The following is a 25696-nucleotide window of genomic DNA, read 5'->3' on the forward strand; positions in this document are numbered from 1 at the left end:
ATGACTCCAAAGCAACGTTACGAACAAGATTTAGCAAAGTCAGATTTTCAAAGGGATTCAGCGCAGGCGATGGCTGTCGACGCTTTGGATCGCTTATATCATCAATTAGTCGAATACGACCAATTACCCGAAGTAAAACCTACTTTTTGGCAGAAAATGACTCGCCAAAAAGTATTGCCAGTGAAACCACCGAAAGGACTCTATTTTTGGGGCGGCGTTGGCCGGGGTAAAACCTATTTAATGGATACCTTTTTCGATGCATTACCAATTAAAAAGAAAATGCGTATTCACTTTCACCGTTTTATGCTGCGTGTCCATCATGAACTGTCTCAACTAAGTGATGTGAGTGATCCTCTCGAAAAGGTCGCTGATACTCTGGCTAAAGAAACGACTATCATCTGTTTTGATGAGTTTTTTGTCTCTGACATTACCGATGCGATGATATTGGGTACTCTTTTCCAAGAGCTTTTCTATCGTAATGTCGTTTTAGTGGCAACATCGAATATTCCACCCAAAGAGCTCTACCGTAATGGTCTGCAGCGAGCTCGGTTTTTACCCGCCATCGCCCTGATTGAAGCCAATTGCCATATTCTCAATGTTGATAGTGGTGTTGATTATCGGCTACGTACACTTGAGCAGGCAGAAATCTATCACTTCCCATTAGACATCCATGCCCAGCAAAATCTTGAACGTTATTATCAGCAATTAACGGGAACAGGGCAGTCACATCAGCAGACGATTTCTATCAATCATCGCGATGTAGCGGTGATCAATTCGTGTGATGGCGTGTTGTACGCCAGCTTCGCACAGCTGTGTCAAACTGCTCGTAGCCAAAATGATTATATCGAGCTCTCTCGTTTGTATCATACTGTTTTCCTTAGTGAAGTGAAGCAGATGGGGGCGACCATTGATGATGCAGCACGTCGTTTTATCGCATTAGTGGATGAATTTTATGAGCGACACGTCAAGTTGATAGTGTCTGCGGAAGTGGCGTTAGAGTCGCTTTATACTCATGGTCAATTAGAGTTTGAATTCGCTCGTTGTCAGTCTCGTTTGATTGAGATGCAAAGTAGAGAATATTTGGCAAGAGAGCATTTAGTTTAGGCAGAAACGACGCTTTGCTGTATGATGCCCGCCGCACTTGCTTTTTCGCATGGTGAGAAGTGGTTTTTTATCAAAAAAACGGGAAATTTTTATCAAAAAAAAGGTGATTTTTTCTTCGCTCTTCTCTATAATCCTGCGACCCACCGTTACTGCAGGTCTTTTTAGGCCGAGAGTGCCATCCACTCGAAGGGGTGATGACTGGGCTCTTAGACAGTGGGAGCAAATGCTCCTTTAAGTGTAAATTTGAATTTAACGGGTAATTATTAGCATGAAAACTTTCGTTGCTAAACCAGAAACTGTAAAACGCGACTGGTACGTTGTAGACGCTGAAGGTAAAACTCTTGGCCGTCTAGCAAGTGAAATTGCATCTCGCCTACGTGGCAAACACAAAGCTGAATACACTCCTCACGCTGACGCTGGTGACTACATCATCGTTATCAACGCTGAGAAAGTGACTGTGACTGGTAACAAAGCTAAAAACAAAGTTTACTACCGTCACTCTGAATTCCCAGGTGGTATTAAATCAATCACTTTTGAAAAATTGATTGACCGTAAACCAGAAATGGCGATTGAAACAGCAGTTAAAGGTATGCTTCCAAAAGGTCCTCTAGGCCGTGCTATGTACCGTAAACTGAAAGTTTACGCTGGCGCTGAGCACAACCACGCTGCTCAACAACCAAAAGTACTAGACATCTAATTGGGGATTTCGAAAATGGCAGAGAATCAATACTACGGCACTGGCCGTCGCAAAAGCTCAGCTGCACGTGTTTTCATCAAACCAGGCAGCGGCAACATCGTAATCAACAAGCGTAGTCTTGATGAATACTTCGGTCGTCCAACTTCTCGTATGGTTGTTAAACAACCTCTAGAGCTAGTTGATATGGTTGAAAAACTAGACCTATACATCACTGTTAAAGGTGGTGGTATTTCTGGTCAAGCAGGTGCTATCCGTCACGGTATCACTCGCGCTCTTATGGAATACGATGAGTCTCTACGTCCTGCTCTACGCGCAGCTGGCTACGTTACTCGTGACGCACGTCGCGTTGAACGTAAGAAAGTTGGTCTACGTAAAGCACGTCGTCGTCCACAGTTCTCTAAACGTTAATCTTTTCTTTACGAAAAGATCATCGTCCAGAATTGTTGGATTATGGCTCAAAAAGCTCGGCTTATGCCGGGCTTTTTGTTTTTCTGGCTATCATTGTTTCTCCCGCTAAGCACCGCTATTGTTTATTCTCACTCTCCGGCTTTAGTACTGATAAATAATCAATAAACCCTTTACCAATTATGGAAATAGCGGTTTACTAAAACTCCTATCTCACTAATGATAAGCGGCAATTTTGTGGTCTATTTAACAAAGGTTTCATTACCTATCCCTCTCTTTGGAAGTGTGATGTATGGATAATGACACGACAGATCGTCTCTCTAGACGGCGCTTTCTCACTGCCAGCACTTCGGTTGTGGGGGCGTTGGGTGTGGCCGCATTTTCTGTCCCTTTTATTCGTGCGTGGCAACCTAATCGTAAAGCTCAGATCGCTGCGGCACCCATTGAGGTGGATATTTCTAAACTTGAAGATGGGCAGTTGATCCGCGTGCAGTGGCAAGGTAAACCTGTTTGGATTGTTCGGCGTCCGGCAGTGATGATTGCTGCTCTTTTAAAGCCTGATGAGCGGCTTCTTGATCCCCTCTCTTTACAAAAACAACAGCCAGACTATGCGCAAAATTCATTGCGTTCGATTCGCCCTGAGATCTTTGTTGCCGTTGGCATCTGTACGCATTTGGGCTGTTCACCGACGTATTTACCTCAGACACTGAGTGATCATATTACTAACGTACAGAGTGGTTTTTTTTGTCCTTGCCATGGTTCTAGTTTTGATATGGCTGGGCGCGTTTTTGCTGGTGGTCCCGCCTCTTTAAATTTGGCCGTACCGAAATATCGTTATTTATCCGCCAATCGACTCCTTATTGGTAAAGACGAAGGAGAGGTCACTTGATGTCACGCTTAGTTAATTGGATTGATGCTCGATTGCCGGTTAAAGAGGCTTTTCGTAAGCATGCTTCGCAATATCCGATACCCAAAAACATCAATATTTGGTGGTTGTTTGGTTCCTTATCTTTGCTGATTTTGCTCAATCAAATATTGACTGGATTGTGGTTAGCCATGAGTTATCAGCCAACGGTCGAACAAGCATTTGCCTCAATTGAAGAGATCATGCGTGATGTCGATTATGGTTGGTTATTACGTTATCTCCATGTGGTGGGGGCGTCGGCATTCTTTGTCGTTATTTATCTGCATATTTTTCGAGGCTTGTTATACGGTTCTTATAAAAAGCCAAGAGAGTTAGTGTGGCTTATCGGTATGGCCGCCTTTTTGGTAATGATGGCGGAAGCCTTTATGGGGTATCTATTACCTTGGGGGCAGATGTCTTATTGGGGCGCGCAGGTGATAACGTCTTTGTTTAGCGCTATCCCTGTGGTAGGAGACTCACTGGCTAATTGGATTCGTGGCGACTTTGTGGTGTCAGGTATTACCTTGAGCCGCTTTTTTGCTTTTCACGTAATTGGCTTACCTTTAATTTTGTTACTGTTGGTTTATCTGCATATTATCGCTTTGCATCAAGTGGGCTCCAATAATCCTGATGGTATTGAGACGAAATTGCCGAAAGGGAGTTCGAATGAACAAAGCCAATTTACGTTCCATTCCAGTTATACTCAAGAGCATGATATCGTCGATTGCGTTCCCTTTTATCCTTATGGCGTATTAAAGGATCTCGTCGGTATTGGGATTTTCCTGATATTGTTTAGTTATATACTGTTTTTTCATCCTGGCTTAGATGGGTATTTTTTAGAAGCTAATAACTATATTCCAGCCAATCCGATGCAAACTCCAGAGCATATCGCACCGCTTTGGTACTTCACCCCGTTCTATGCGGTACTGCGTGCTGTACCAGATAAGCTACTGGGCGTAATTGCCATGATGATGGCGGTAATGGTGCTGTTTTTCTTGCCTTGGCTTGATAGAGGGGAGGTACGTTCTTTCCGTTATCGCAGCCGTCTTCACCAATGGAATTTGGTGTTGTTAACTATTAGCTTTATTGGCTTAGGGATATTAGGTAGCCTGCCGGTTACTTGGCTTAATACATTACTGGCAAGAGTTTTTAGTTTGGGGTATTTCATGTTTTTTGTGCTGCTCTTTTTTTACAGCAAACATGAAACAACACGTCCTCTACCCAATAGGGTGACGATGAAATGAAAACATTATGGATAATTCTATTTGGTTGCTGTGCCATATTGCCATTTGAAACCTATGCCTTAATGGCAGCCAATAATGACCTTGGTGACCAAGCATCTCTAAGAAGAGGGGCTCAATACTATTCACAATACTGTCTAAGTTGTCATGGCTTGCAATACCAACGCTATCGCACTGTTGCTCATGATTTAGCTATTGATAAACACACCTTACGTCGGAGCATCATTATTGATCCCAATGTCCGCTGGACAGAGCCGATGCAAAGCGTGTTATCGAAGCAAAATATGCAAGAATGGTTAGGTGTAGCGGCGCCTGATCTCTCGCTTGTGACAAAACAGCACTCTGTAGATTGGCTTTATACCTATCTCCATCAGTTTTATCGTGATGAGCAGCGACCACTTGGGGTTAATAATCTCTTGGTTCCGAATGTCATGATGCCGAACGTGTTGGAGTGGTTACAAGGAAGCCAGGTGGCCGTGCGCAAAGAGCAAGGCCAAATGACCTTATCTGCTAGTAGCACAGGAACGTTGAGCAAGGCGGAATATGATCAGTTGGTACGCGATCTTGTGAACTATCTTGCGTATGCTGCTGAACCTAAACAACAAGAGCAGCAACAACTTGGTATTTGGGTCATAGGTTTTTTACTGATATTTACTATACTCTCACTGTTCCTCAAGAAAGAATATTGGCGTGATGTGCACTAATTGTGCTATTATGCCGTGCTATTTCCCGATTTTGAAATATTCAATGGAGGCTTGTCCCTCCATTGTTTTTATCTGTTTAAGTGTGCTGGAGGGCTCCATGGCTGTAGCTGCCAATAAACGTTCTGTGATGACTCTGTTTTCAAGTGCCACTGATATGTATAGCCATCAGGTTCGCATCGTGCTGGCGGAAAAAGGCGTGAGTTTTGAAGTTGAGTTGGTTGACGAAAATAACCTACCAGCGGAACTGATCGAACTGAATCCTTACAAATCAGTACCAACTCTTGTTGATCGCGAGTTGGCTTTGTACGATTCAAAAATCATCATGGAATACCTAGATGAGCGTTTCCCTCATCCACCATTGATGCCTGTTTACCCAGTAGCTCGTGGTAACAGCCGTCTGATGATTTACCGCATCGAACGTAACTGGTACTCACTAGCTGAGAAAATCGTGAAAGGTTCTGCTGAAGAAGCTGAAACTGCACGTGCTCGCCTACGTAACGATCTACTTACATTGGCACCAGTTTTTGCTGAATACGAATACTTTATGAGTGAAGAATTTAGCTTGATCGACTGCTACCTAGCTCCTCTGCTATGGCGTCTACCTGTATTAGGTATTGATCTAATTGGTTCTGGTTCTAAAGAACTGAAAGTTTACATGAACCGTGTATTTGAACGTGATTCTTTCTTGGCTTCACTAACTGAAGCTGAACGTGAGATGCGTCTGGCGCGTTAATGGTTGCCTGATGGATATTGATAAAATGACTCCTCGCCGTCCTTTTATGCTTCGAGCATATTATGATTGGTTGTTGGAGAATGATCTCACGCCTCATCTAGTTGTGGATGCGACGTTAAATGGTGTCAAAGTGCCGCTTGAATACGTTCAAGATGGACAAATTGTATTGAATGTTGCTCCTCGTGCTGTTGGTAACCTCCAACTGGGCAATGATGAAGTTACTTTCAGTGCTCGCTTTGGTGGACGCCCACATCTAGTGATTGTGCCTTTGTATGCTGTACAGGCTATTTATGCACGCGAAAATGGGGCAGGTACTATGTTTGAACCTGAACCTGCGTACATGGATATGATGATCGAAGCAGATGAATTTGATGATGTTGAAGAGATGGATGAGACCATGTCTTTGGTATCTGCTGATTCAGATGACACTGACCCAGATCCTGACGATGAACCGCCAAGACCGCGTGGTCGTCCAAGTCTGCGTGTTGTGAAATAACACGGCGTGACAAGGTAATAAAGATAAAAAGCAGCGTGGATACGCTGCTTTTTTTGTTACTGGATTTTTACTCAAGCGGTGCTTTAGTTAGGCTTGTTAGCGTGATAACAAAGAGAGGATTGTCACATGCATATCCTCTCTTTTTCTCGTTAGTATAAGGCTAGTCAGCGTAGTTAAAACCACGCACAACTTCTTTCACGCCGGAGATATTGCGAGCCACATCGGTAGCGATTTGAGCTTTATCGCGAGTGACATAGCCAAACAGATAAACCACTTTATCTTCTGTTTCGACACTCACTTTAACCCCGTTAAGATCTGATTTCGTTAACAGTGCGGATTTCACCTTGGTGGTGATCCAGCTATCTTCGCTCACTTCACCTAAGCTTAGCGGTGCTTTTATTTCGACACGGTTATGCAGCTCGCGTACACCTTTCATGTTACGCACTTCTGTTGCAAACTTATCGAGTAGATCTTGCTGCTGAGCCTGACCAATCAAAACCACTTTACCTTGGTAAGAAACGGCAGTAATTCGTAATTGATCTTTGTAAGGGGCTTTATGGGCTAACCCGCCGATGTTCAATTCTAAGTGGTTATCATCCCAAATTTGCTGCGCGGAGCGTGGGTCGGTAACCAAGTTAGCTGTAGTTGCTGCGCCTGCAATGAAAATACCGGCACAGCCTGTGACGGAAAATAAAACCGTTAATGCCAACAAAAAGTGACGATATTTTTTCACTCGATTAGTCCTCGTGTGCTGGGAACAGTACTTGATCAATCAAGTCGCACAAACAGTGGAGTGTTAGCATATGCACTTCATGAATGCGCGCTGTTCGCTGAGATGGAATACGGATTTCTACATCGTTTTCACCCAACAAACCTGCCATCTCTCCCCCGTCTTTACCGGTGAGAGCAATGATCGTCATATCACGAGTCACAGCAGCTTCCATTGCTTTAATGATATTTTGGCTATTACCACTGGTTGAGATAGCCAGCAAAATATCGCCAGGTTGACCTAAAGCGCGTACTTGCTTAGAAAAAATCTCTTGGTATGCATAATCATTAGCAACGGCTGTCAGCGTGGTGGTGTCAGACGACATGGTTAATGCTGGCAGGCTAGGGCGTTCAGTTTCAAAACGGTTTAATAAACAAGATGTAAACTGTTGCGCGTTGGCTGATGAGCCCCCATTACCACAACAGAGAATTTTGTTGCCGTTGAGTAGGGTTGCTACCATAGCTTGCGCTGCATGCATAATGGCATCTGGTAATGCTTCTGCAGCAGCAATTTGAATTTGAATGCTTTCGGTAAAACTGTCTTTAATGCTATCGAGCATTGATTATCCTTCGGTAATTGCGTTCTTTATCCACTCAATATGGCGACCCGAATCGTGGATCGCAACCACATCAAAGCGAAAATCCGTGTCGTGCACGTTTAGGTGGTGTTGTTTCATCCATATCATAGCCGAACGAATCAGAAGTTTTTGTTTCTGTCTCGTGACCATTTCAGCGGCATGACCATGACGTTGATTATCTCGATATTTTACTTCGACAAACACCAACGTCTGTTTATCACGCATCACTAAATCCAATTCCCCACCGCGAATCACAAAGTTTTTCTCGATGAGGGTTAGACCGTGGCGGATCAGATGATCCGCCGCTTGCTGTTCATACATTAACCCCGCTTTGCGGCGATTGAACAGCCCCATAATCAGTGTTTAGCCCAACTGATTTCTCGTTGTACTACACACTGGTCATCAATGCTTAGTACGCCAGTTTGGCCGTTGATGGTATAACCTTGGACCACTTTCATCTGTGGTAATTCCATCATCAAACGATAAGCATCCATACCCAGTGCTTGGAGACGACGTTCACCATTAGAATCTTTTGGCCACAAGCGTTCCATTTGGTTAGCAATCGAGGTATCTGGCTGAATAAGCAATGGAATATCGCTGTAAGTCACACCGCTCAAATCTTCATACTGATTACCGTTGCCGTTACTGGTCGAGTTAGAGAACAGGCGTGGTGGCTGTGTATCTGGGTTAATCGCCACTTCAATAAATGGTTTAATCAAGGTCAGATCGGCACTGTTGGCAACAATGTACACCGAATCGATGTCACGGCGACTACGCGGCTGGCTTTGCAATTTCATGTTCATCAACTCTTCCATCTGGGCGATGTTTTGTTGGCTGTCTTGTAAGCCAAAAATCGAGTTGATGTTACGTTGCAATTGGCGTTTATCACCAAAGAGGCTGACGGCCACTTTGTTTTTGCTGTATTTACGCCATTCATCATTAAAGGCATCCACCACACGCTCACCATAACTGCCTTCTGGCGCCAGCAATAGTGGGTATTGATAACCTTGGCTAAACAGGTACTTAGCTGCCTGAGCGACTTCTTGTTCCGGAGAGAGGGTTAGATAACAGGTTTGATAGCCCGCTTCGACTTCTTCAGGAATATTCAGTGCCAACATATTAATTGGGTTACTGTGGCTCTCTTGCAGTTTTTGCAATGCTTCGATTTTATCTTTTTCAAGCGGACCAACGATAAAGTCGATTTTCTTATCAGTCAGCGTTTTATCGATCTGCTCTAAGCTCTGGGCATTTGTATCGATAACGGTCAAGTTCGCATCAGGTTTGCGCGTTTGATCGTTCATCATTGACATAATAAAGCCGTCACGAATTAACTGAGCTTGGCGTGCGTACTTACCGGTTAATGGTAAGAGCAGAGCAGTACGACTTGGCTGCGCGATATCCATCGCTAAGATATCTTGAATGTCTTTAGGCGTGTTTAATGCAGCTGGGTGTTGTGGGTTTTCTGCTAACCAATTTTTCAACGTGTTTTGCAGCTGTGGTAGGTCGCTACCCATGGTTTTCATGTACACCGCAAGCTGTAGCCAACCATCCAAAACATCTTCGTTAGGCTTGGTGGTTAAGTTAGTGATGTTATGACCATTAAACTTACTTAAGTTAGCCCAGATTTGATCAGAGATACCTTCCCATCCGCTTTGTGGCGTGTAGTCATAAAGAGCCACAAGCTCACGGCTAGAGTCGAAAGGTTTCTCTAAATTGGTATAAATGTCTGCTTTCAGCTGGTGGTAGTTTTTCCACTGCTCATCAGAGAGTTTCCAATAAGGTTTAAAATCGAGCTGAGCTAGCGCATTATCATACTGCTCAACATTGGTCAGTAGATGTGCTTTGGCCAGTTGCCATTCGGCAGTTTGGCTTGGACTCAGTTTCTGTTTTGACAAGCGCTTACTAATCAACTCAGCTTGATCGGTATTGTTTGCCACAATCGCGGCTTTCATGGCCATGATCAACAGGTCGTTTTGCAAGCTGCCTTGAGTGGTGTCAGCTTGCATGATGTACACTTGTGCGGTTTCACTTGGTTCGTTCGTAATATCGACAAAATCAGGTGCTGAAGGTTTAGACGAACAAGCCGCTAACATGATCGCGAATGCAACAGGAGTGAGTAAGCGTGGTACACTGCGTCTCTGATGGTTTTTCATAGCCATGAGTTCTTAAGTTAATCCGTGTAAAATTGTCTCTATATTAATCGTTGAAGTGATGGTAAACAAATGACAGATAACAAAACCTTGGACGTCCCTACGTTATACATAGTTCCGACGCCAATTGGTAACCTAGGCGATATTACCCAAAGAGCTTTAGATGTGCTTTCCAGTGTTGATGTTATCGCTGCTGAAGACACGCGCCATACAGGTAAATTGCTCTCTCACTTCAATATTCAAACTAAGACGTTCGCTTTGCATGATCACAATGAACAGCAAAAAGCTCAAGCATTAGTTGAGAAATTATTAGCGGGTCAATCCATTGCATTGGTTTCTGATGCCGGTACACCGCTAATTAGTGATCCAGGTTATCATTTAGTCAGTCAATGTCGTCAAGCGGGTGTTAAAGTTACGCCACTTCCTGGTGCGTGCGCGGTGATTACAGCGCTCAGTGCTTCTGGTTTGCCATCTGATCGCTTCAGTTTCGAAGGCTTTTTCCCAGCTAAAAGTAAAGGTCGTAAAGACAAATTACTTGAGATTGCCAAAGTAGAGCGTACGTGCATTTTTTATGAATCGCCACACCGTATTACTGAGTCTTTGCAAGACATGCTAGAAATTCTCGGCCCAGACCGTGAAGTGGTGCTGGCACGTGAATTAACCAAGACCTTTGAAACCATTCAAGGTATGCCTCTCGGTGAGCTGGTTGCATGGGTTGAAGAAGATGAAAATCGCAAACGCGGTGAAATGGTGTTGCTGATTCATGGCTACCGTGAAGATAAAACCAGTGGCGTGCCAGATGAAGCGCTGCGCACCTTAGCGATTTTGACCAAAGAGCTGCCACTGAAAAAAGCCGCTGCGTTGACTGCCGAAATTTACAACCTCAAGAAGAATGAACTCTATAAATGGGGTTTAGAGAATCTAGATTAATCAGCGTTGCTGCGAGAATCGGTGTAGATTTGACCGTTTGGTAGGCATTTGGTCGAGTTTATTGATTCTTTCTAGACACTGAGGGTGGTTATCTATATTATTCGCGGTCGGAGTTGGCTGGGTAGTCGCTGCTTCATTGACGTCCCTTAACCTCGTGTTAGGGAGACTGATGGAGGGGAGGAAAGTCCGGGCTCCATAGAGCAGGGTGCCAGGTAACGCCTGGGGAGCGTGAGCTTACGACAAGTGCAGCAGAGAGAAGACCGCCGATGGCCTTCGGGTACAGGTAAGGGTGAAAGGGTGCGGTAAGAGCGCACCGTGCGACTGGCAACAGTTCGTAGCAAGGTAAACTCCACCCGGAGCAAGACCAAATAGGCTTCCACATAGCGTTGCTCGCGTTAGGAAGCGGGTAGGTTGCTTGAGCCAGTGAGTGATTGCTGGCCTAGACGAATGGCTACCGCCGCGCAAGCGGAACAGAACCCGGCTTACGATGCCGACTCCACCTTTTCTAAACCCATCATGGCTCTCGAGTTATGATGGGTTTTTTGCTTTATATTGACTCAACCAAAGCGAAAAGCTTTAAACTTAGCGCAAAGTCACGTCCCAGACGAGCTAACCGCTAGCGGTAGTGTCGGAAATAAGTACACTAATTAATAAAATTGATAGCCGATGGGCAAATGAGAATATTATGACTGAATCTTTCAAGCACATTTCTGTACTTTTACATGAATCCATCGAGGGATTAGCGATCAAGCCAGACGGTACTTACATTGATGGCACTTTCGGTCGCGGCGGTCATAGTCGTACCATTTTGTCAAAATTAGGTCCTAACGGTCGTCTTTTTAGTATCGACCGAGATCCGCAAGCAATTGCCGAAGCGCAAAAAATCGATGACCCTCGTTTTACCATTGTCCATGGACCTTTCTCTGGTATTGCTGAATACGCAGAGCGTTATGATCTGGTTGGCAAAGTCGATGGTGTTTTGTTTGATTTAGGTGTTTCTTCTCCTCAGCTTGACGACGCAGAACGCGGTTTTAGCTTTATGAAAGACGGTCCACTGGACATGCGTATGGATCCAACTAGCGGTATTCCTGTTTCTGAATGGTTAGCGAACGCTGATCTGGATGACATTACTTGGGTTATCCGTGAATTTGGTGAAGACAAACACGCGCGTCGCATTGCGAAAGCGATAGTGGCTTACCGTGAAGATGAAGAGAACGAGCCAATGACTCGTACAGGTCAACTTGCAAAATTGATCTCTGAGGCAGCACCAAAAAGCTTCAAAGAGAAAAAACATCCAGCAACACGTTCATTCCAAGCGTTTCGTATCTATATCAACAGTGAGTTGGAAGAGATCGATAAAGCACTGAATGGTGCGATGAATGTTTTGGCTCCGGAAGGCCGTTTATCGGTGATCAGTTTTCACTCTCTTGAAGACCGCATGGTGAAACGTTTTATGCGTAAAGAGAGTAAGGGACCTGAAGTGCCACATGGTATTCCTTTGACTCAAGAGCAGATTAAAGCGTTAGGTAGTGCTAACCTTATCACCGTAGGAAAAGCAATAAAGCCGACGGATCAAGAAGTTGAAATGAACCCTCGTTCTCGTAGTTCTGTGCTAAGGATTGCCGAAAAGCTCTAACGAAATTATGTCTCAGCCAACCCCTAATTTAGCCAAATTGATATTGATTGATCTGCTGACGGTGGGTCGAGTTCCGCTCATTTTACTGGTGTTTATCTTTGCTAGTGCAATGGGCGTGGTGTTAACCACCCATGACACAAGACAAGCGGTGTCTAAACTCGACCAAGTTCAAAGCGAACGCCTGAATCTAGACAATGAGTGGCGCAATTTGATTATTGAAGAGACCGCGTTGGCTGAGCATAGTCGTGTGCAGGATGTGGCACAAAATGATTTAGATATGAAACGTCCTGATGCCGACAAAGAAGTAGTGATAAACATCAAATGAAGAAGCCGTCTAAACCCTCCAAGCCGAAATCTGTTTCAGAAAACAAGCCTGCCGCGCCAACTGAGTCGGTTCTGTTTAGCCGCTGGCGTTTCTACCTCATTCTGTTTTTTATTTTCGTCGCTTTTGCCATTTTGGTTGGACGGGCTGCCTTTATCCAAATTATTGAACCTGACAACTTGATTCATGAAAGTGATTTGCGTTCAGTTCGTTCTAAAACCATTCACTCTGCGCGTGGCATTATTTCGGATCGAAATGGAGAAGCGTTAGCTGTGAGCGTCCCAGTTGATGCGGTTTGGGCCGATCCTGCGACCATTATTAAACAGGGCAGCTTAAATGATAAGAATCGTTGGTATGCGCTAGCTGATGTGCTCAATCTTGATCGCCAAGACCTGATTAAACGCATTAAAGATAATGAGTCGAGACGATTTATTTACCTGCAGCGCCAAGTCAATTCGGCCATGGCGAATTATATTCATGAGCTTAAGCTCCCTGGCATTGGTTTAAAATCCGAATCGCGTCGCTATTATCCTGCTGGGGAAGTGAGTGCTCATATTGTCGGCGTAACCGGGATTGATGGGCATGGTTTAGAAGGTGTGGAACGCAGTTACGATAAATGGTTAACCGGCGAAGCGGGTAAACAAATTATTCGTAAGGACCGTTATGGTCGAGTGGTAGAAAACATCTCGCTAGAACAGAGCGAAGCAGGAAAACCGCTGCAATTGACCATAGATCAACGTATTCAAGCCATTGCGTTTAGAGCGGTGAAACAAGCGATGGCCGATTATCGGGCTACATCAGCCTCTGCTGTGATGGTAGATGTTAAAACCGGTGAAGTACTGGCGATGGTAAATGCGCCTTCTTACAATCCGAATAATCGCTCTGACTATCAAAGCTTTAAAATGCGTAACCGGGTTATCACCGATGCATTTGAACCTGGTTCAACCGTTAAACCATTTGTGGTGTTAGCTTCTTTAGAAAATGGCATTGCTGATACTAATACCATTATTGATGTTGGTAACGGTACAATGCGCATCGGTGGCGCAATGGTGCGAGACTCGGATGCGATTCCCGGCGGCAAAGCGTCATTACAAATGATTTTGAAAAAATCGAGTAACGTTGGTGTTTCAAAACTGTCGCTAAAAATGCCAGTAGAAGCTTTGCTCGGTATGTACAGCTCAGTGGGCTTAGGGGAAACCTCCGGTTTAAACCTACCTGGAGAAAGTATTGGTATTTTCCCTACTCGCCAACGTTGGTCTGATTTTGAACGCGCGACCATCGCCTTTGGTTATGGGATAGCAATTACGCCAATTCAGTTGGCGCACGCTTATGCCACGTTAGGCAACATGGGTAAATATCAACCTTTGCACCTAATCGAGGGACATCGCCAAGAAAATCTTGAGCATCAAGTGGCGAATCCAAAGAATGTTCGTGATGTACTCAATATGCTGGAAACCGTAACACAACCTGGAGGCACTGCGGTAAAAGCAGCGGTTCCTGGTTATCGTATTGCAGCCAAAACGGGTACGTCGCGCAAAGCGGTAGCTGGTGGTTATAGTGATGAATATTTTGCTTATACTGCTGGTGTGGCTCCGGTGAGCAATCCTCGCCTGTCATTGGTGGTCATGGTCAATGAGCCACAAGGGGATTCTTATTATGGCGGTGCTGTAGCTGGTCCTGTCTTTTCCGAAATAATGAAAGGGGCCTTGCAAATTCTCAACATCGCGCCAGATGAGAACCGATTCGAAAAAGATAAAAACAATTAAGTGTGACAAGTATGACAAATAAGGGTAAAGCGCTTGCTGACCTACTTTCTCCGTGGGTGACCATTGAGATACCTGCTGTGGCTCAATTGCCAGTCACAGAGTTACATTTAGATAGCCGTCATGTCACTTCTGGCGACACCTTTGTTGCCATCATTGGTCATGCCGTCGACGGTAGAAAATTTATTGCCAAAGCCATTGAGCAAGGTGCGAATGCTGTTATCGCTCAAGCGGATCAAGATCATGCCCATGGGATGATTGACTATGTTCAAGCAGTGCCTGTGGTGTATGTGGAAAAGTTGCATGAACAGCTTTCTGCATTAGCAGGTCGTCTCTACGGTATTCATCACAATCGCCCAGTGGCAGTAACCGGAACCAACGGCAAAACGACGATCACTCAGTTGATTGCACAGTGGATGACCCTAACTGGTGTGCCTGCAGCGGTGATGGGAACCACAGGTAATGGATTTCTTGATGCTCTAGTCCCAGCCGCCAATACCACAGGTAATGCCATTGATATCCAAGCTCAACTTGCTTCACTAGCTGAGCAAGGGGCACAATACACCGCAATGGAAGTGTCATCGCACGGTCTGGTTCAAGGTCGAGTCAAAGCCTTGCATTTTTCTGCTGGTGTTTTTACCAATTTAAGTCGCGATCATCTTGACTACCATGGCACCATGGAAGCGTATGCTGAGGCGAAAAAGTCTCTGTTTACTGAACATTCATGCGATGCCGCTATCATTAATGCTGATGACAGTGTTGGAGCCTCTTGGCTAGCACAACTTCCTCATGCTGTTGGCGTTTCTCTTCATCATCAACCTATCTCTGAGCGAGCTGTCTGGGCTACACAGGTTCATTACGCTGATAGCGGCATCCATATGGAATTTGCAGGTGCTTGGGGCAAAGGCGTTATTGATGTTCCCCTGATCGGTGAATTCAATGCTAATAACGTGTTAGTCGCTTTTACCACCTTGTTAGTGCTTGGTTTTGATAAAGCCACATTACTGGCGACGGCAAATCAACTGCAACCTGTCATTGGCCGGATGGAGTTATTTCAAGCGCCTAATAAAGCGAAAGTGGTGGTTGATTACGCTCATACACCGGACGCACTCGAAAAGGCGCTGACCGCGCTGCGTGTGCACTGTAACGGTCAGTTGTGGGCTATTTGTGGATGTGGCGGTGATCGAGACAAAGGCAAACGACCATTAATGGCTCAAGTTGCTGAAAAATATGCTGATAATATTATTCTAACCGATGATAATCCCCGCAGCGAACAGCCAGAGCAGATCATCAAAGATATGCAAGCTGGCTTAAATGAACCGAGTAAAGCATTGGTTGAGCACCATCGTTTCCAAGCTTTGGAATTTGCTCTTGCTCATGCCAGTGCTGATGACATTATTCTCTTGGCAGGTAAAGGCCATGAGGATTACCAAATTATTGGTGACAAAACAATTCACTATTCTGACCGCGAGTCAGCTCAAACACTATTGGAGTTAAAGGAATGATTACCGTTCAGTTGGCAGATATTGCCTCGGAATTAGGTGGCACTCTAATTGGAACGAATTGCTCAATTTCTGCTGTATCAACCGATACCCGTGCCATTGGAGAGCAAGCGCTGTTCGTTGCTCTCGTTGGTGAACGATTTGATGCGCATGATTTTATTGAACAAGCACAAGCCGCAGGAGCGGCGGCACTATTGGTATCTCGTCAAGTTGAATCATCATTGCCTCAAATTGTCGTTGCCGATACTCGTATTGCCCTTGGCCAACTAGGCCGCTTAGTGCATCAGCGCTGTGCAACAACGACCATCGGTATTACAGGTAGCTGCGGCAAAACCACGGTAAAAGAGATGGTCGCGAGCATTTTGGCGCAAAAAGGCCAAGTGCTGTTTACCTCGGGCAATTTCAATAACGACATCGGTGTGCCTTTGACTCTGCTGCGCAACACTCCAGCCGACGATTATTCAGTGATTGAAATGGGAGCGAATCACAAAGGTGAAATCGCTTATACCACGGCACTGGTACAACCCGATATTGCCCTGGTTAACAATGTGGCAGCGGCACATTTGGAAGGTTTTGGCTCCATCGATGGGGTTAAACAAGCTAAAGGTGAAATCTATCAAGGGCTAAAACCTGGCGCGACAGCGGTTGTTAACTTAGACAGCAATGGCGGTGATTGGTGGAGTGACGTGTTATCCGACAAAAAAGTGAAAACTTTTTCGGTTACCGATCAAAATGCTGACTTTTCCGCACAAAATATCAGGCTTAATGATGACGGAAACGCGACTTTTGAGTTGCTTTCTCCTGTCGGTCAGATTCCGGTTTCCCTTGGTATCATTGGTAAACATAATGTCTCTAATGCACTTGCTGCTGCTGCCATTACGATGGAAGTTGGGGCAACATTAGAAGAAGTTGCGCTAGGCCTTGCTCATTTAACTCCCGTCAAAGGTCGTGTAAATGTGTCGGCGTTATCGCCAACCGTGAAACTTATTGATGACAGTTACAACGCTAGTGTTCCTGCGATGAAAGCCGCTGTGGATCTTCTTTCTGGCTTTAAACCTCAACGCTGGTTGATTTTAGGCAATATGGCGGAGCTCGGAGCGGAAAGTCTTGCACTTCATCGTCAAGTCGGGGAACATGCGGCACCATTTAAGTTTGAGCATGTATTGACCTATGGTCATGATGCGAAAGTAATTAGCGATATCTGTCATGGTCATCACTTTGCGACACATGACGATATGGTTGCGTATATTGAGCAGCAACTCGATCTCGAAAACGCTTACTCACACGTCCTATTAGTTAAAGGAGCCTTAAGCTCTGGTATGGGTAAAGTCGTTGCTGCACTTAAGGAGAACTTCTCATGATTATTTGGCTTTCGGAGTTACTCCAGCCATATTTTTCTTTTTTCCGTTTGTTTGAATACCTGTCTTTTAGGGCGATCGTCAGTATTTTAACTGCGTTGAGTCTCTCTTTATGGATGGGACCTCGACTGATTAAGCGTTTGCAACTGCTGCAAATCGGTCAGGTTGTTCGTAACGATGGTCCGGAATCCCACTTTAGTAAGCGCGGTACACCAACTATGGGCGGGATCATGATTCTTGCCGCGATTACCATCACTATTTTATTGTGGACCGATCTTTCAAACCCCTATGTATGGGCGGTATTGGCAGTCTTACTTGGGTATGGTGCCGTTGGTTTTGTCGATGATTATCGTAAAGTCGTACGTAAAAATACCGATGGTTTGATCGCGCGTTGGAAATATTTCTGGCAATCAGCGATTGCTCTGGTTGTTGCTTTTGCACTTTACGCTTACGGCAAAGACACGGCTGCAACTCAGTTGGTCGTGCCATTTTTTAAAGATGTGATGCCACAATTAGGTCTTATGTACATTGTGCTAACTTACTTTGTTATTGTTGGTACAAGTAACGCAGTCAATTTAACCGATGGTCTTGATGGTTTGGCGATCATGCCAACAGTGCTGGTTTCTGCAGGGTTTGCTGTGATTGCTTGGGCAACCGGTAACGTGCATTTTGCCAATTACTTACACATTCCTTATGTTCCGCATGCCTCTGAATTGGTGGTTGTGTGTACCGCAATTGTGGGCGCTGGTTTAGGCTTCTTATGGTTTAACACCTATCCTGCGCAAGTATTCATGGGCGATGTCGGCTCTTTAGCATTAGGCGGAGCGCTTGGGACTATTGCGGTATTAGTGCGTCAAGAGTTTGTTTTGGTGATCATGGGAGGCGTGTTTGTTATGGAAACCCTGTCTGTGATTTTGCAGGTGGGTTCTTATAAGTTACGTGGTCAACGTATTTTCCGTATGGCACCTATCCACCATCACTATGAATTAAAAGGGTGGCCAGAACCACGAGTCATCGTTCGTTTCTGGATTATCTCAATCGTATTAGTTTTGATCGGCTTAGCGACACTTAAAGTGCGTTAATCGTTCGAGGAGCAAGTAAATAAAATGGACCGTTGGCAAGGCATTAAGCATGTTGTGGTCGTAGGGCTCGGTTTAACCGGGCTCTCTGTCGTTAACTATCTCAAAAAATACCATCCTAGCGTATCGGTTAAAGTGATTGATACGCGAGAAGCGCCTCCTGGAGCAGATCAGCTCACAAGTGATGTGGCATTGCATTGTGGTAGTTGGCAGATGGAGTGGTTATTGGCAGCGGATTTGGTGGTGACCAATCCGGGGATTGCTCTGGCTAAGCCAGAAATTCAACAAGTCATAGCCGCTGGTATTCCGGTTGTTGGCGACATTGAGTTGTTTGCTTGGCATGTGAACAAACCGGTGATTGCCATCACTGGCTCTAACGGTAAAAGTACGGTGACCGATCTCACTGGCGTGATGGCGAATGCCGCCGGGGTGAAAACCGCGGTTGGTGGTAATATCGGTGTTGCCGCATTGGATCTATTTGAGCAAGACGCTGAGCTTTATGTACTTGAATTATCAAGCTTCCAACTAGAAACAACGACAAGTTTACCTCTGGTTGCTGCTGCCTATCTTAACTTGTCAGAAGACCATATGGATCGTTACGAACACAGTATCGAGCTCTATGGTGCGGCAAAGCAGCGTATTTTCTTAAATGCCAAAGCGGCGATAGTGAATGCGGATGATCGTGCAACCTATCCAACTATGGATGTGGAACGTGTTTTGAGCTTTGGTTTAGAGCAGTCAGCCGATTACACCACTCAAGTTATTGATGGGAAAGAGTTCTTGGTTGCTCAAGGTCAAGCAGTAATGCCAGTGGCTGATTTGAGCTTGGTTGGACGTCATAACGTTGCCAACGTGCTAACGGTACTTGCACTGCTTGATGCAGCACACATCGATTATCAGCCAGCGTTAGCCACACTTAAGTCTTACACGGGTTTGACACATAGATGCCAAGTGGTTGCGGATAATCAAGGCATTAAATGGGTGAACGATTCTAAAGCGACTAACGTAGCCAGTACGCTTGCTGCGCTCTCTGGTCTATCTTTGCAAGGGAAACTCTATTTGTTCGTGGGTGGTGTAGGCAAGGGGGCTGATTTCACTCCGTTAGCGCCAGTATTTGCTACATTGCCAATAGAACTGTGCTGTTTTGGCCGAGATGGTAATCAATTTATGTCGTTACACCCTTCAGCGAAATACTACGAATCGATGGAAGAGATCATTAAATCCATTAAGCCTGCTTTGCAAGAGGGTGATATGGTGTTGCTGTCTCCTGCGTGTGCTAGTTTCGACCAATTTAATAGTTTTGTGCATCGTGGTGAGGTATTTGCTGCGCTTGCTAAACAGTATGCGTAGAGAAAGGTGAGTTGTGGTGCTGTCCAAACCATTAAGTAAAATATTGAAGTGGTTAAAAACACCTTCGCCAGAAGCGTTTTTTGATCGTCAATTAGTGTGGATAGCACTTGGGCTGATGCTGATCGGATTGGTGATGGTAACATCCGCTTCATTTCCGATCAGTTCGCGACTGACGCATCAGCCTTTTCACTTTATGTTTCGTCATGCGCTGTTCTTGCTATTGTCGTTAATCACTTCTGCAGTCGTTTTGCAGATCTCGATGCGAACATGGCTCAAATACAGCTCGGTGATGTTGGCTATTTCCTTTGTTCTGCTGATTGTCGTACTACTCGCTGGGCACTCGGTAAACGGGGCATCGCGCTGGATTCCGCTCGGGCTATTTAACTTACAGCCTGCGGAAGTGGCAAAACTTTCCTTGTTTATGTTCATGTCCGGTTATTTGGTGCGTAAGCAAGATGAAGTGCGTCAGACCTTTTTCGGCGGATTCTTAAAGCCGATCATGGTATTTGGTTCTCTTGCAGTATTGCTATTGGGCCAGCCCGATTTAGGAACTGTAGTGGTAATGCTGGTCACCTTGTTTGGCATGCTGTTTATCGCTGGTGCTAAATTAACTCAGTTTATCGCCCTTATGCTCGCTGGCGTGTTGGCCGTGGTCGCTTTGATTCTTGCTGAACCTTATCGTATTCGTCGTGTGACCTCATTTTGGGATCCATGGGAAGACCCGTTTGGTAGTGGTTATCAGCTAACTCAGTCTCTGATGGCTTTCGGCCGAGGTGAATGGTTTGGTCAAGGTCTTGGTAACTCAGTGCAAAAACTTGAATATCTGCCTGAAGCCCATACCGACTTCGTATTTGCTGTCATTGGTGAAGAGCTGGGGTTTATTGGTGTAGTGTTGGTGCTCATGCTGATTTTCAGTCTGGTGCTCAAAGCGATTTTTATCGGTAAGAAAGCCTTTGAGCATAAAGAGTATTTCAGCGGATATCTTGCCTTTGGTATCGGCATTTGGTTTGCATTTCAAACACTGGTTAACGTGGGCGCTGCCGCAGGTATCGTTCCAACCAAAGGTTTGACCTTACCTTTGATCAGTTATGGTGGCTCAAGTTTGATTATTATGTCTGTAGCGGTGTCGATGTTATTACGAATCGACCATGAATGCCGTATGCAGGACAGAAATGAAGTAGAAGAAATAGCAATTGATGAAGAAAAATAAGCGTTTAATGGTGATGGCTGGAGGAACTGGCGGTCACGTATTTCCTGGTTTAGCGGTGGCTAAACAGCTACAAGATCAGGGATGGGAAATCCGCTGGTTGGGTACCGCTGACCGTATGGAAGCAGATTTAGTGCCCAAGCATGGCATTGAAATCGATTTTATCCGCGTAAAAGGTTTACGTGGGCAAGGTGTGCTGCGCTTACTGAAAGCGCCATTCCAAATCGTTAATGCGGTATTACAAGCACGAGCTCATATGAAACGTTGGCAGCCTGATGCGGTATTGGGGATGGGCGGTTATGTGAGTGGTCCTGGCGGTATTGCCGCATGGTTAATGGGCATTCCCGTTGTTCTACATGAACAAAATGCGGTTGCAGGTTTAACCAACCAATGGTTATCGAAAATTGCTACCAAAGTATTCCAAGCGTTTAAAGGGGCTTTCCCGAATGTTCCGGTGGTGGGAAACCCGGTTCGCCAAGATGTGGTTGCTATTGATGCGCCAGACATTCGCATGGCCGAGCGCATTGGGCCAATTCGTATTTTGGTAATGGGAGGCAGCCAAGGAGCTCGTATCCTCAATCAAACGTTACCTGAAGTGATGGCATTACTCGGTGATGGCTATGAAGTCCGTCATCAAGCTGGCAAAAACAATCAAGCCAGTGTTGAACAAGCCTATCAGCAGCAAGGGGTGTCACACGTCGAAGTGACCGAGTTTATCGATGATGTTGCCAGTGCATACGCTTGGGCTGATCTGTTGGTGTGCCGCTCTGGGGCTTTGACGGTGTCAGAAGTTTCCGCTGCAGGCGTTGGCGCGATTTTCGTTCCTTTCATGCACAAAGATCGCCAACAAGCACTCAACGCAGACCATCTCGTCGAATGCGGTGCTGCTAAAATGATTGAACAGCCAGAGCTTACTGCACAGAAAATGGCTAACACAATTCAACAAATGGATCGCCAACAGCTTTTAGATATGGCGATCAAAGCGCGTCAAGCTGCACAAGTGGATGCAGATAAAGTGGTGGCAGAGGCCATTATTGCGCTCAGTGACAAATGAGAAAGAATTCATGACAGTTAAACAAACGCCTGATTTGGCTCAAATCCGTTCCATTATTCCTGAAATGCGTCGTGTGAAATGTATTCACTTCATCGGCATAGGCGGTGCTGGGATGAGCGGTATTGCAGAAGTTCTTCTTAATGAAGGTTACCAGATTACGGGTTCTGATATTGCGGAAAACGCAGTAACACAACGCCTCGTTGAGAAAGGCGCTATTATTCATATTGGCCATGCCGCTGAAAATATTGAACTAGCCAGCGTGGTCGTAGTGTCTACTGCGATTAATGAACAAAACCCAGAAATTATTGCTGCCCGAGAAAAACGCATTCCAGTTGTGCGCCGTGCAGAGATGTTGGCTGAATTGATGCGTTTTCGTCACGGCATTGCTGTTGCGGGAACACATGGTAAAACCACAACGACTGCACTTGTTACTCAGATTTATAACGAAGCAGGCCTTGATCCAACGTTTGTCAACGGTGGTTTAGTGAAAAGTGCCGGTACTAACGCTCGTTTAGGATCAAGCCGCATTCTGATTGCAGAAGCTGACGAGAGTGATGCGTCATTTTTGTACCTGCAACCTATGGTATCTATTGTGACCAATATTGAAGCGGATCATATGGATACTTACGGCGGTAATTTTGAAACATTGAAGCAAACTTTCGTTGATTTCCTGCATAACTTGCCATTTTACGGTCAAGCTGTGGTTTGTATTGATGATCCTGTAGTACGCGAGATTATTCCTCGAGTTAGCCGTCAAGTTATTACCTATGGTTTCTCGGCAGATGCGGATGTCCGGATTGAAGACTATCGTCAGGATGGTCAACAAGGCCACTTCACTGTGGTACGTAAAGGCCGTGAAAACTTACACATTACGCTGAATATTCCTGGTCGTCATAATGCTCTGAATGCGTCGGCAGCTATTGCTGTGGCAACAGAAGATGATATTAATGATGAAGCGATTTTACGCGCTATGGCGGGGACTCAAGGTACGGGGCGTCGTTTTGACCACCTTGGCGTATTTGATACTGGCCATGGTGAAGCTATGCTGGTGGACGATTACGGTCACCATCCAACCGAAGTAGATATGACTATCAAAGCGGCACGCAGTGGCTGGGCAGATAAACGTTTGGTGATGATTTTCCAACCACACCGTTATACGCGTACTCGTGACTTGTATGATGATTTTGCCAATGTATTGGAACAAGTCGACGTGCTACTGATGTTAGATGTCTATCCTGCTGGTGAAAAACCGATTGCGGGCGCTGATGGACGCTCACTATGCCGCACAATCCGTGCTCGTGGTAAAGTGGACCCTATTTTCGTGTCAGATAGTAAGACTTTACCGTCAGTTTTGGCAAATGTATTACAAGACGGTGACTTAGTACTGACTCAAGGGGCTGGGGATGTAGGCAAAGTGGCTAGACAATTAGCTGCTATGCAATTAAACATTGAAAAGATGCAACAAAACTAAGATAAGTTGTCTTGTTTGATGTATTTGTCGTCTAACTTGGTATCAATAACAGATTTCTTTATATCAGTATTTGATACTTTGAATGACCTCAGTATAATCCATGGGTTACAGCTAATGCTTTTGCCTCTATTAAAACAAAAAATAGGGACTCAAATTGCCAGTCGTTAACAGGATATTCGGACTTTGATACAGCAAGCTTTATCCAGAGGCAGTCGACTATCCAGTTCGCCACTAGTAAAACAACACGCCTTCGGTGGCTGCTTTTTACTGGTGGTATTGTTGTTGATTGGCTTTTTAATGTACTCAACGGTCAGTTGGATGTGGGATGAACAACGTCTCCCCCTCTCTAAAATCGTATTGGAAGGTGATCTGAAATACGTCACTCCACAGGATGTACAAAAAGCGTTTGCCAAGTTGGATCATATCGGCACATTTATGTCGCAAGACATTAATGCCTTACAGGTAAGCGTAGAATCCATACCTTGGGTTGCTCATGCGTCAATTCGCAAACAGTGGCCCGATACGATCAAAGTGTTTCTGACCGAGCACCACATTGCTGCGTTTTGGAACGGCAATGCGTTGCTCGACACTGAAGGAAACGTCTTTAGCGGCGATATTTCCTTAGTCGATGAGGATTACGTCAAATTATATGGACCAGATGGAAGTGCTTCCGAGGTTTTAAAAGTTTGGCGCAAATACAATCCACAATTTCAGCAATTAGGATTAACCATATCTTCTTTGCTATTAAATGAACGTCGTGCGTGGCAAATTATTTTGGATAACGGCATTCGTTTGGAACTCGGTAAAGAATCGCTAGATGAAAGAATCGAACGATTTTTCTTACTGTATAAGAAATTAGGCGATGACGCTGAGCGTATCAGCTATATTGATCTGCGATATGATACTGGTGCAGCAGTAGGCTGGATTCCTCAGCAAGAGTTAACACAAGAGAAGAACGATGACTAAAACTTCCGACGACAATATTATTGTTGGTTTGGATATAGGCACTGCAACGGTATCTGCGTTGGTGGGTGAAATTCTTCCTGATGGCCAAATTAATATCATTGGTGCTGGTACAAGTCCGTCCCGTGGTATGGACAAAGGCGGTGTCAACGATTTGGAATCGGTCGTCAAATCTGTACAACGAGCTATCGACCAAGCGGAACTGATGGCAGAATGCCAAATCAGTAATGTCTTTTTATCAATTTCTGGCAAGCATATTGCAAGTCGTATAGAAAAGGGCATGGGGGCAATTTCTGACGAAGAAGTGACCCAAGACGACATGGATCGTGCTATTCATACGGCTAAGTCCATTAAGATTGGTGATGAACAGCGAATTCTGCATGTAATTCCGCAAGAATTTACGATTGATTACCAAGAAGGGATTAAAAATCCGCTAGGCTTATCAGGAGTACGCATGGAAGTGAGTGTGCACCTGATCACTTGTCACAATGATATGGCAAGAAATATCATCAAAGCAGTTGAGCGTTGTGGATTAAAAGTTGAACAATTGGTTTATTCAGGATTAGCAGCCAGTCATGCTGTTATTACTGAAGACGAGCGAGAACTGGGTGTGTGCGTCGTTGATATTGGCGCAGGCACTATGGATATCGCTATTTGGACAGGTGGAGCACTGCGTCATACAGAAGTGTTCTCCTACGCTGGTAATGCGGTAACAAGCGATATCGCGTTTGCCTTTGGTACTCCGGTCAGTGATGCGGAAGAAATCAAAGTCAAATATGGCTGTGCCTTAAGCGAACTTGTGAGTAAAGATGATACGGTCAACGTTCCGAGTGTCGGTGGTCGTCCATCTCGCAGCCTTCAGCGTCAAACCTTGTCCGAGGTTATCGAGCCTCGCTACACTGAACTGATGGGTATGGTTAATCAAGTCATCGATTCAGTGCAAGATGAGCTTCGAAAAGAAGGTATTAAACACCATTTAGCTGCTGGTATCGTTTTAACAGGCGGTGCTGCGCAGATAGAAGGATTAGTTGAGTGTGCGGAGCGAGTCTTCCGCAACCAAGTGCGAGTAGGTAAACCACTTGAAGTAAGTGGCCTTACCGACTACGTAAAAGAGCCGTATCATTCTACGGCAGTGGGTTTACTTCATTACGCAAAAGACAGTCAGATGAATGATGAGACGGACTACCAAGAGCCTAAGCGCCAGCAAGCTACGTCCAGCATTTTCAGTCGTTTGCGTAGCTGGATACAAAAAGAGTTTTAACCTGAGTTGCAGGAAAAACG

Annotated in this window: 25 protein-coding genes and 1 other RNA gene; 22 read left to right on the forward strand and 4 right to left on the reverse strand. The window is 45.1% G+C overall.

The genetic code is table 11. The features are described from left to right. The 8 genes from zapE (at position 1) to sspB (ending at position 6284) form a co-directional block, all read left to right on the forward strand. On the forward strand, positions 1-1104 hold the full coding sequence (zapE, locus tag OCV11_RS02820; RefSeq protein ID WP_261894862.1) for a cell division protein ZapE: 1104 nt from the start codon (positions 1-3) through the stop codon (positions 1102-1104). Positions 1105-1372: 268 nt separating this feature from the next. Beyond that, a complete protein-coding gene (rplM, locus tag OCV11_RS02825; RefSeq protein WP_261894863.1) occupies positions 1373-1801 on the forward strand; it encodes a 50S ribosomal protein L13 in 429 nt (142 codons plus the stop codon). A gap of 15 nt (positions 1802-1816) precedes the next feature. Then, positions 1817-2209, forward strand: a complete 393-nt coding sequence (gene rpsI, locus OCV11_RS02830; protein ID WP_261894864.1) for a 30S ribosomal protein S9 — start codon at positions 1817-1819, stop codon at positions 2207-2209. A gap of 289 nt (positions 2210-2498) precedes the next feature. After that, positions 2499-3095: a ubiquinol-cytochrome c reductase iron-sulfur subunit gene (petA, locus tag OCV11_RS02835; RefSeq protein WP_261894865.1), complete on the forward strand. Its 597-nt coding sequence runs from the start codon at positions 2499-2501 to the stop codon at positions 3093-3095. Continuing rightward, a complete protein-coding gene (locus OCV11_RS02840; RefSeq protein WP_261894866.1) occupies positions 3095-4354 on the forward strand; it encodes a cytochrome b in 1260 nt (419 codons plus the stop codon). The genes petA and OCV11_RS02840 overlap by 1 nt, the downstream gene beginning before the upstream one ends. Continuing rightward, complete coding sequence (locus OCV11_RS02845) at positions 4351-5055, forward strand: cytochrome c1 (RefSeq protein ID WP_261894867.1); 705 nt, start codon at positions 4351-4353, stop codon at positions 5053-5055. Before OCV11_RS02840 ends, OCV11_RS02845 begins: the two co-directional genes overlap by 4 nt. A gap of 97 nt (positions 5056-5152) precedes the next feature. Then, entirely contained in the window at positions 5153-5788 is a 636-nt protein-coding gene (gene sspA, locus OCV11_RS02850) for a stringent starvation protein SspA (protein WP_261894868.1), read from the forward strand. A gap of 10 nt (positions 5789-5798) precedes the next feature. Then, positions 5799-6284, forward strand: coding sequence for a ClpXP protease specificity-enhancing factor (gene sspB / locus OCV11_RS02855; protein WP_261894869.1), 486 nt, complete (start codon positions 5799-5801; stop codon positions 6282-6284). Positions 6285-6444: 160 nt separating this feature from the next. On the opposite strand, the gene OCV11_RS02860 is transcribed toward sspB, so the two are convergent. The 4 genes from OCV11_RS02860 to OCV11_RS02875 are packed head-to-tail and all read right to left on the reverse strand — an operon-like array spanning position 6445 to position 9783. Further along, positions 6445-7017 (reverse strand): BON domain-containing protein, encoded by a 573-nt coding sequence (locus tag OCV11_RS02860; protein ID WP_261894870.1) that lies wholly within the window; start codon positions 7015-7017, stop codon positions 6445-6447. A 4-nt stretch (positions 7018-7021) separates the two neighbouring features. Further along, a complete protein-coding gene (locus tag OCV11_RS02865; RefSeq protein ID WP_261894871.1) occupies positions 7022-7612 on the reverse strand; it encodes a phosphoheptose isomerase in 591 nt (196 codons plus the stop codon). A gap of 3 nt (positions 7613-7615) precedes the next feature. Then, positions 7616-7984, reverse strand: a complete 369-nt coding sequence (locus tag OCV11_RS02870; RefSeq protein WP_261894872.1) for a YraN family protein — start codon at positions 7982-7984, stop codon at positions 7616-7618. Between the two features lie 2 nt (positions 7985-7986). After that, positions 7987-9783, reverse strand: coding sequence for a penicillin-binding protein activator (locus tag OCV11_RS02875; protein WP_261894873.1), 1797 nt, complete (start codon positions 9781-9783; stop codon positions 7987-7989). A 69-nt stretch (positions 9784-9852) separates the two neighbouring features. Here OCV11_RS02875 and rsmI point away from each other — a divergent pair, with 69 nt between their 5' ends. The 14 genes from rsmI to ftsA all read left to right on the forward strand — a co-directional run bounded on the left by rsmI (position 9853) and on the right by ftsA (position 25676). Then, positions 9853-10710: a 16S rRNA (cytidine(1402)-2'-O)-methyltransferase gene (gene rsmI, locus OCV11_RS02880; RefSeq protein WP_261894875.1), complete on the forward strand. Its 858-nt coding sequence runs from the start codon at positions 9853-9855 to the stop codon at positions 10708-10710. 109 nt (positions 10711-10819) lie between these two features. After that, positions 10820-11212: RNase P RNA component class A (gene rnpB, locus OCV11_RS02885), an RNA gene on the forward strand. A 183-nt stretch (positions 11213-11395) separates the two neighbouring features. Beyond that, the gene (rsmH, locus tag OCV11_RS02890; protein ID WP_261894876.1) at positions 11396-12346 is read left to right on the forward strand and encodes a 16S rRNA (cytosine(1402)-N(4))-methyltransferase RsmH; all 951 of its coding nucleotides are present in this window, start codon (positions 11396-11398) and stop codon (positions 12344-12346) included. A gap of 4 nt (positions 12347-12350) precedes the next feature. Then, positions 12351-12671, forward strand: a complete 321-nt coding sequence (gene ftsL, locus OCV11_RS02895) for a cell division protein FtsL (protein ID WP_373332814.1) — start codon at positions 12351-12353, stop codon at positions 12669-12671. After that, positions 12668-14434 carry a penicillin-binding transpeptidase domain-containing protein gene (locus OCV11_RS02900; protein WP_261894878.1) on the forward strand — a complete coding sequence of 589 codons (1767 nt, stop codon included), beginning with the start codon at positions 12668-12670 and terminating at the stop codon, positions 14432-14434. Before ftsL ends, OCV11_RS02900 begins: the two co-directional genes overlap by 4 nt. 11 nt (positions 14435-14445) lie before the next feature. Continuing rightward, positions 14446-15936, forward strand: coding sequence for a UDP-N-acetylmuramoyl-L-alanyl-D-glutamate--2,6-diaminopimelate ligase (murE, locus tag OCV11_RS02905; protein ID WP_261894880.1), 1491 nt, complete (start codon positions 14446-14448; stop codon positions 15934-15936). Continuing rightward, positions 15933-17294: a UDP-N-acetylmuramoyl-tripeptide--D-alanyl-D-alanine ligase gene (locus OCV11_RS02910; protein WP_261894881.1), complete on the forward strand. Its 1362-nt coding sequence runs from the start codon at positions 15933-15935 to the stop codon at positions 17292-17294. Before murE ends, OCV11_RS02910 begins: the two co-directional genes overlap by 4 nt. Further along, on the forward strand, positions 17291-18373 hold the full coding sequence (gene mraY, locus OCV11_RS02915; protein WP_261894883.1) for a phospho-N-acetylmuramoyl-pentapeptide-transferase: 1083 nt from the start codon (positions 17291-17293) through the stop codon (positions 18371-18373). The genes OCV11_RS02910 and mraY overlap by 4 nt, the downstream gene beginning before the upstream one ends. 24 nt (positions 18374-18397) lie before the next feature. Beyond that, the gene (gene murD / locus OCV11_RS02920; RefSeq protein WP_261894884.1) at positions 18398-19720 is read left to right on the forward strand and encodes a UDP-N-acetylmuramoyl-L-alanine--D-glutamate ligase; all 1323 of its coding nucleotides are present in this window, start codon (positions 18398-18400) and stop codon (positions 19718-19720) included. Positions 19721-19733: 13 nt separating this feature from the next. After that, the gene (gene ftsW, locus OCV11_RS02925) at positions 19734-20930 is read left to right on the forward strand and encodes a cell division protein FtsW (RefSeq protein WP_261894886.1); all 1197 of its coding nucleotides are present in this window, start codon (positions 19734-19736) and stop codon (positions 20928-20930) included. Beyond that, positions 20917-21981 (forward strand): undecaprenyldiphospho-muramoylpentapeptide beta-N-acetylglucosaminyltransferase, encoded by a 1065-nt coding sequence (gene murG / locus OCV11_RS02930; RefSeq protein ID WP_261894888.1) that lies wholly within the window; start codon positions 20917-20919, stop codon positions 21979-21981. The genes ftsW and murG overlap by 14 nt, the downstream gene beginning before the upstream one ends. A 10-nt stretch (positions 21982-21991) precedes the next feature. Continuing rightward, a complete protein-coding gene (gene murC, locus OCV11_RS02935) occupies positions 21992-23452 on the forward strand; it encodes a UDP-N-acetylmuramate--L-alanine ligase (protein ID WP_261894890.1) in 1461 nt (486 codons plus the stop codon). Positions 23453-23635: 183 nt separating this feature from the next. Beyond that, positions 23636-24418, forward strand: coding sequence for a cell division protein FtsQ/DivIB (locus OCV11_RS02940; protein ID WP_261894892.1), 783 nt, complete (start codon positions 23636-23638; stop codon positions 24416-24418). Then, positions 24411-25676, forward strand: a complete 1266-nt coding sequence (ftsA, locus tag OCV11_RS02945; RefSeq protein WP_261894893.1) for a cell division protein FtsA — start codon at positions 24411-24413, stop codon at positions 25674-25676. The genes OCV11_RS02940 and ftsA overlap by 8 nt, the downstream gene beginning before the upstream one ends. The last annotated feature ends 20 nt before the right edge of the window (positions 25677-25696 follow it).

The organism is Vibrio porteresiae DSM 19223 (genome assembly GCF_024347055.1).
Classification (GTDB): Bacteria; Pseudomonadota; Gammaproteobacteria; order Enterobacterales; family Vibrionaceae; genus Vibrio; species Vibrio porteresiae.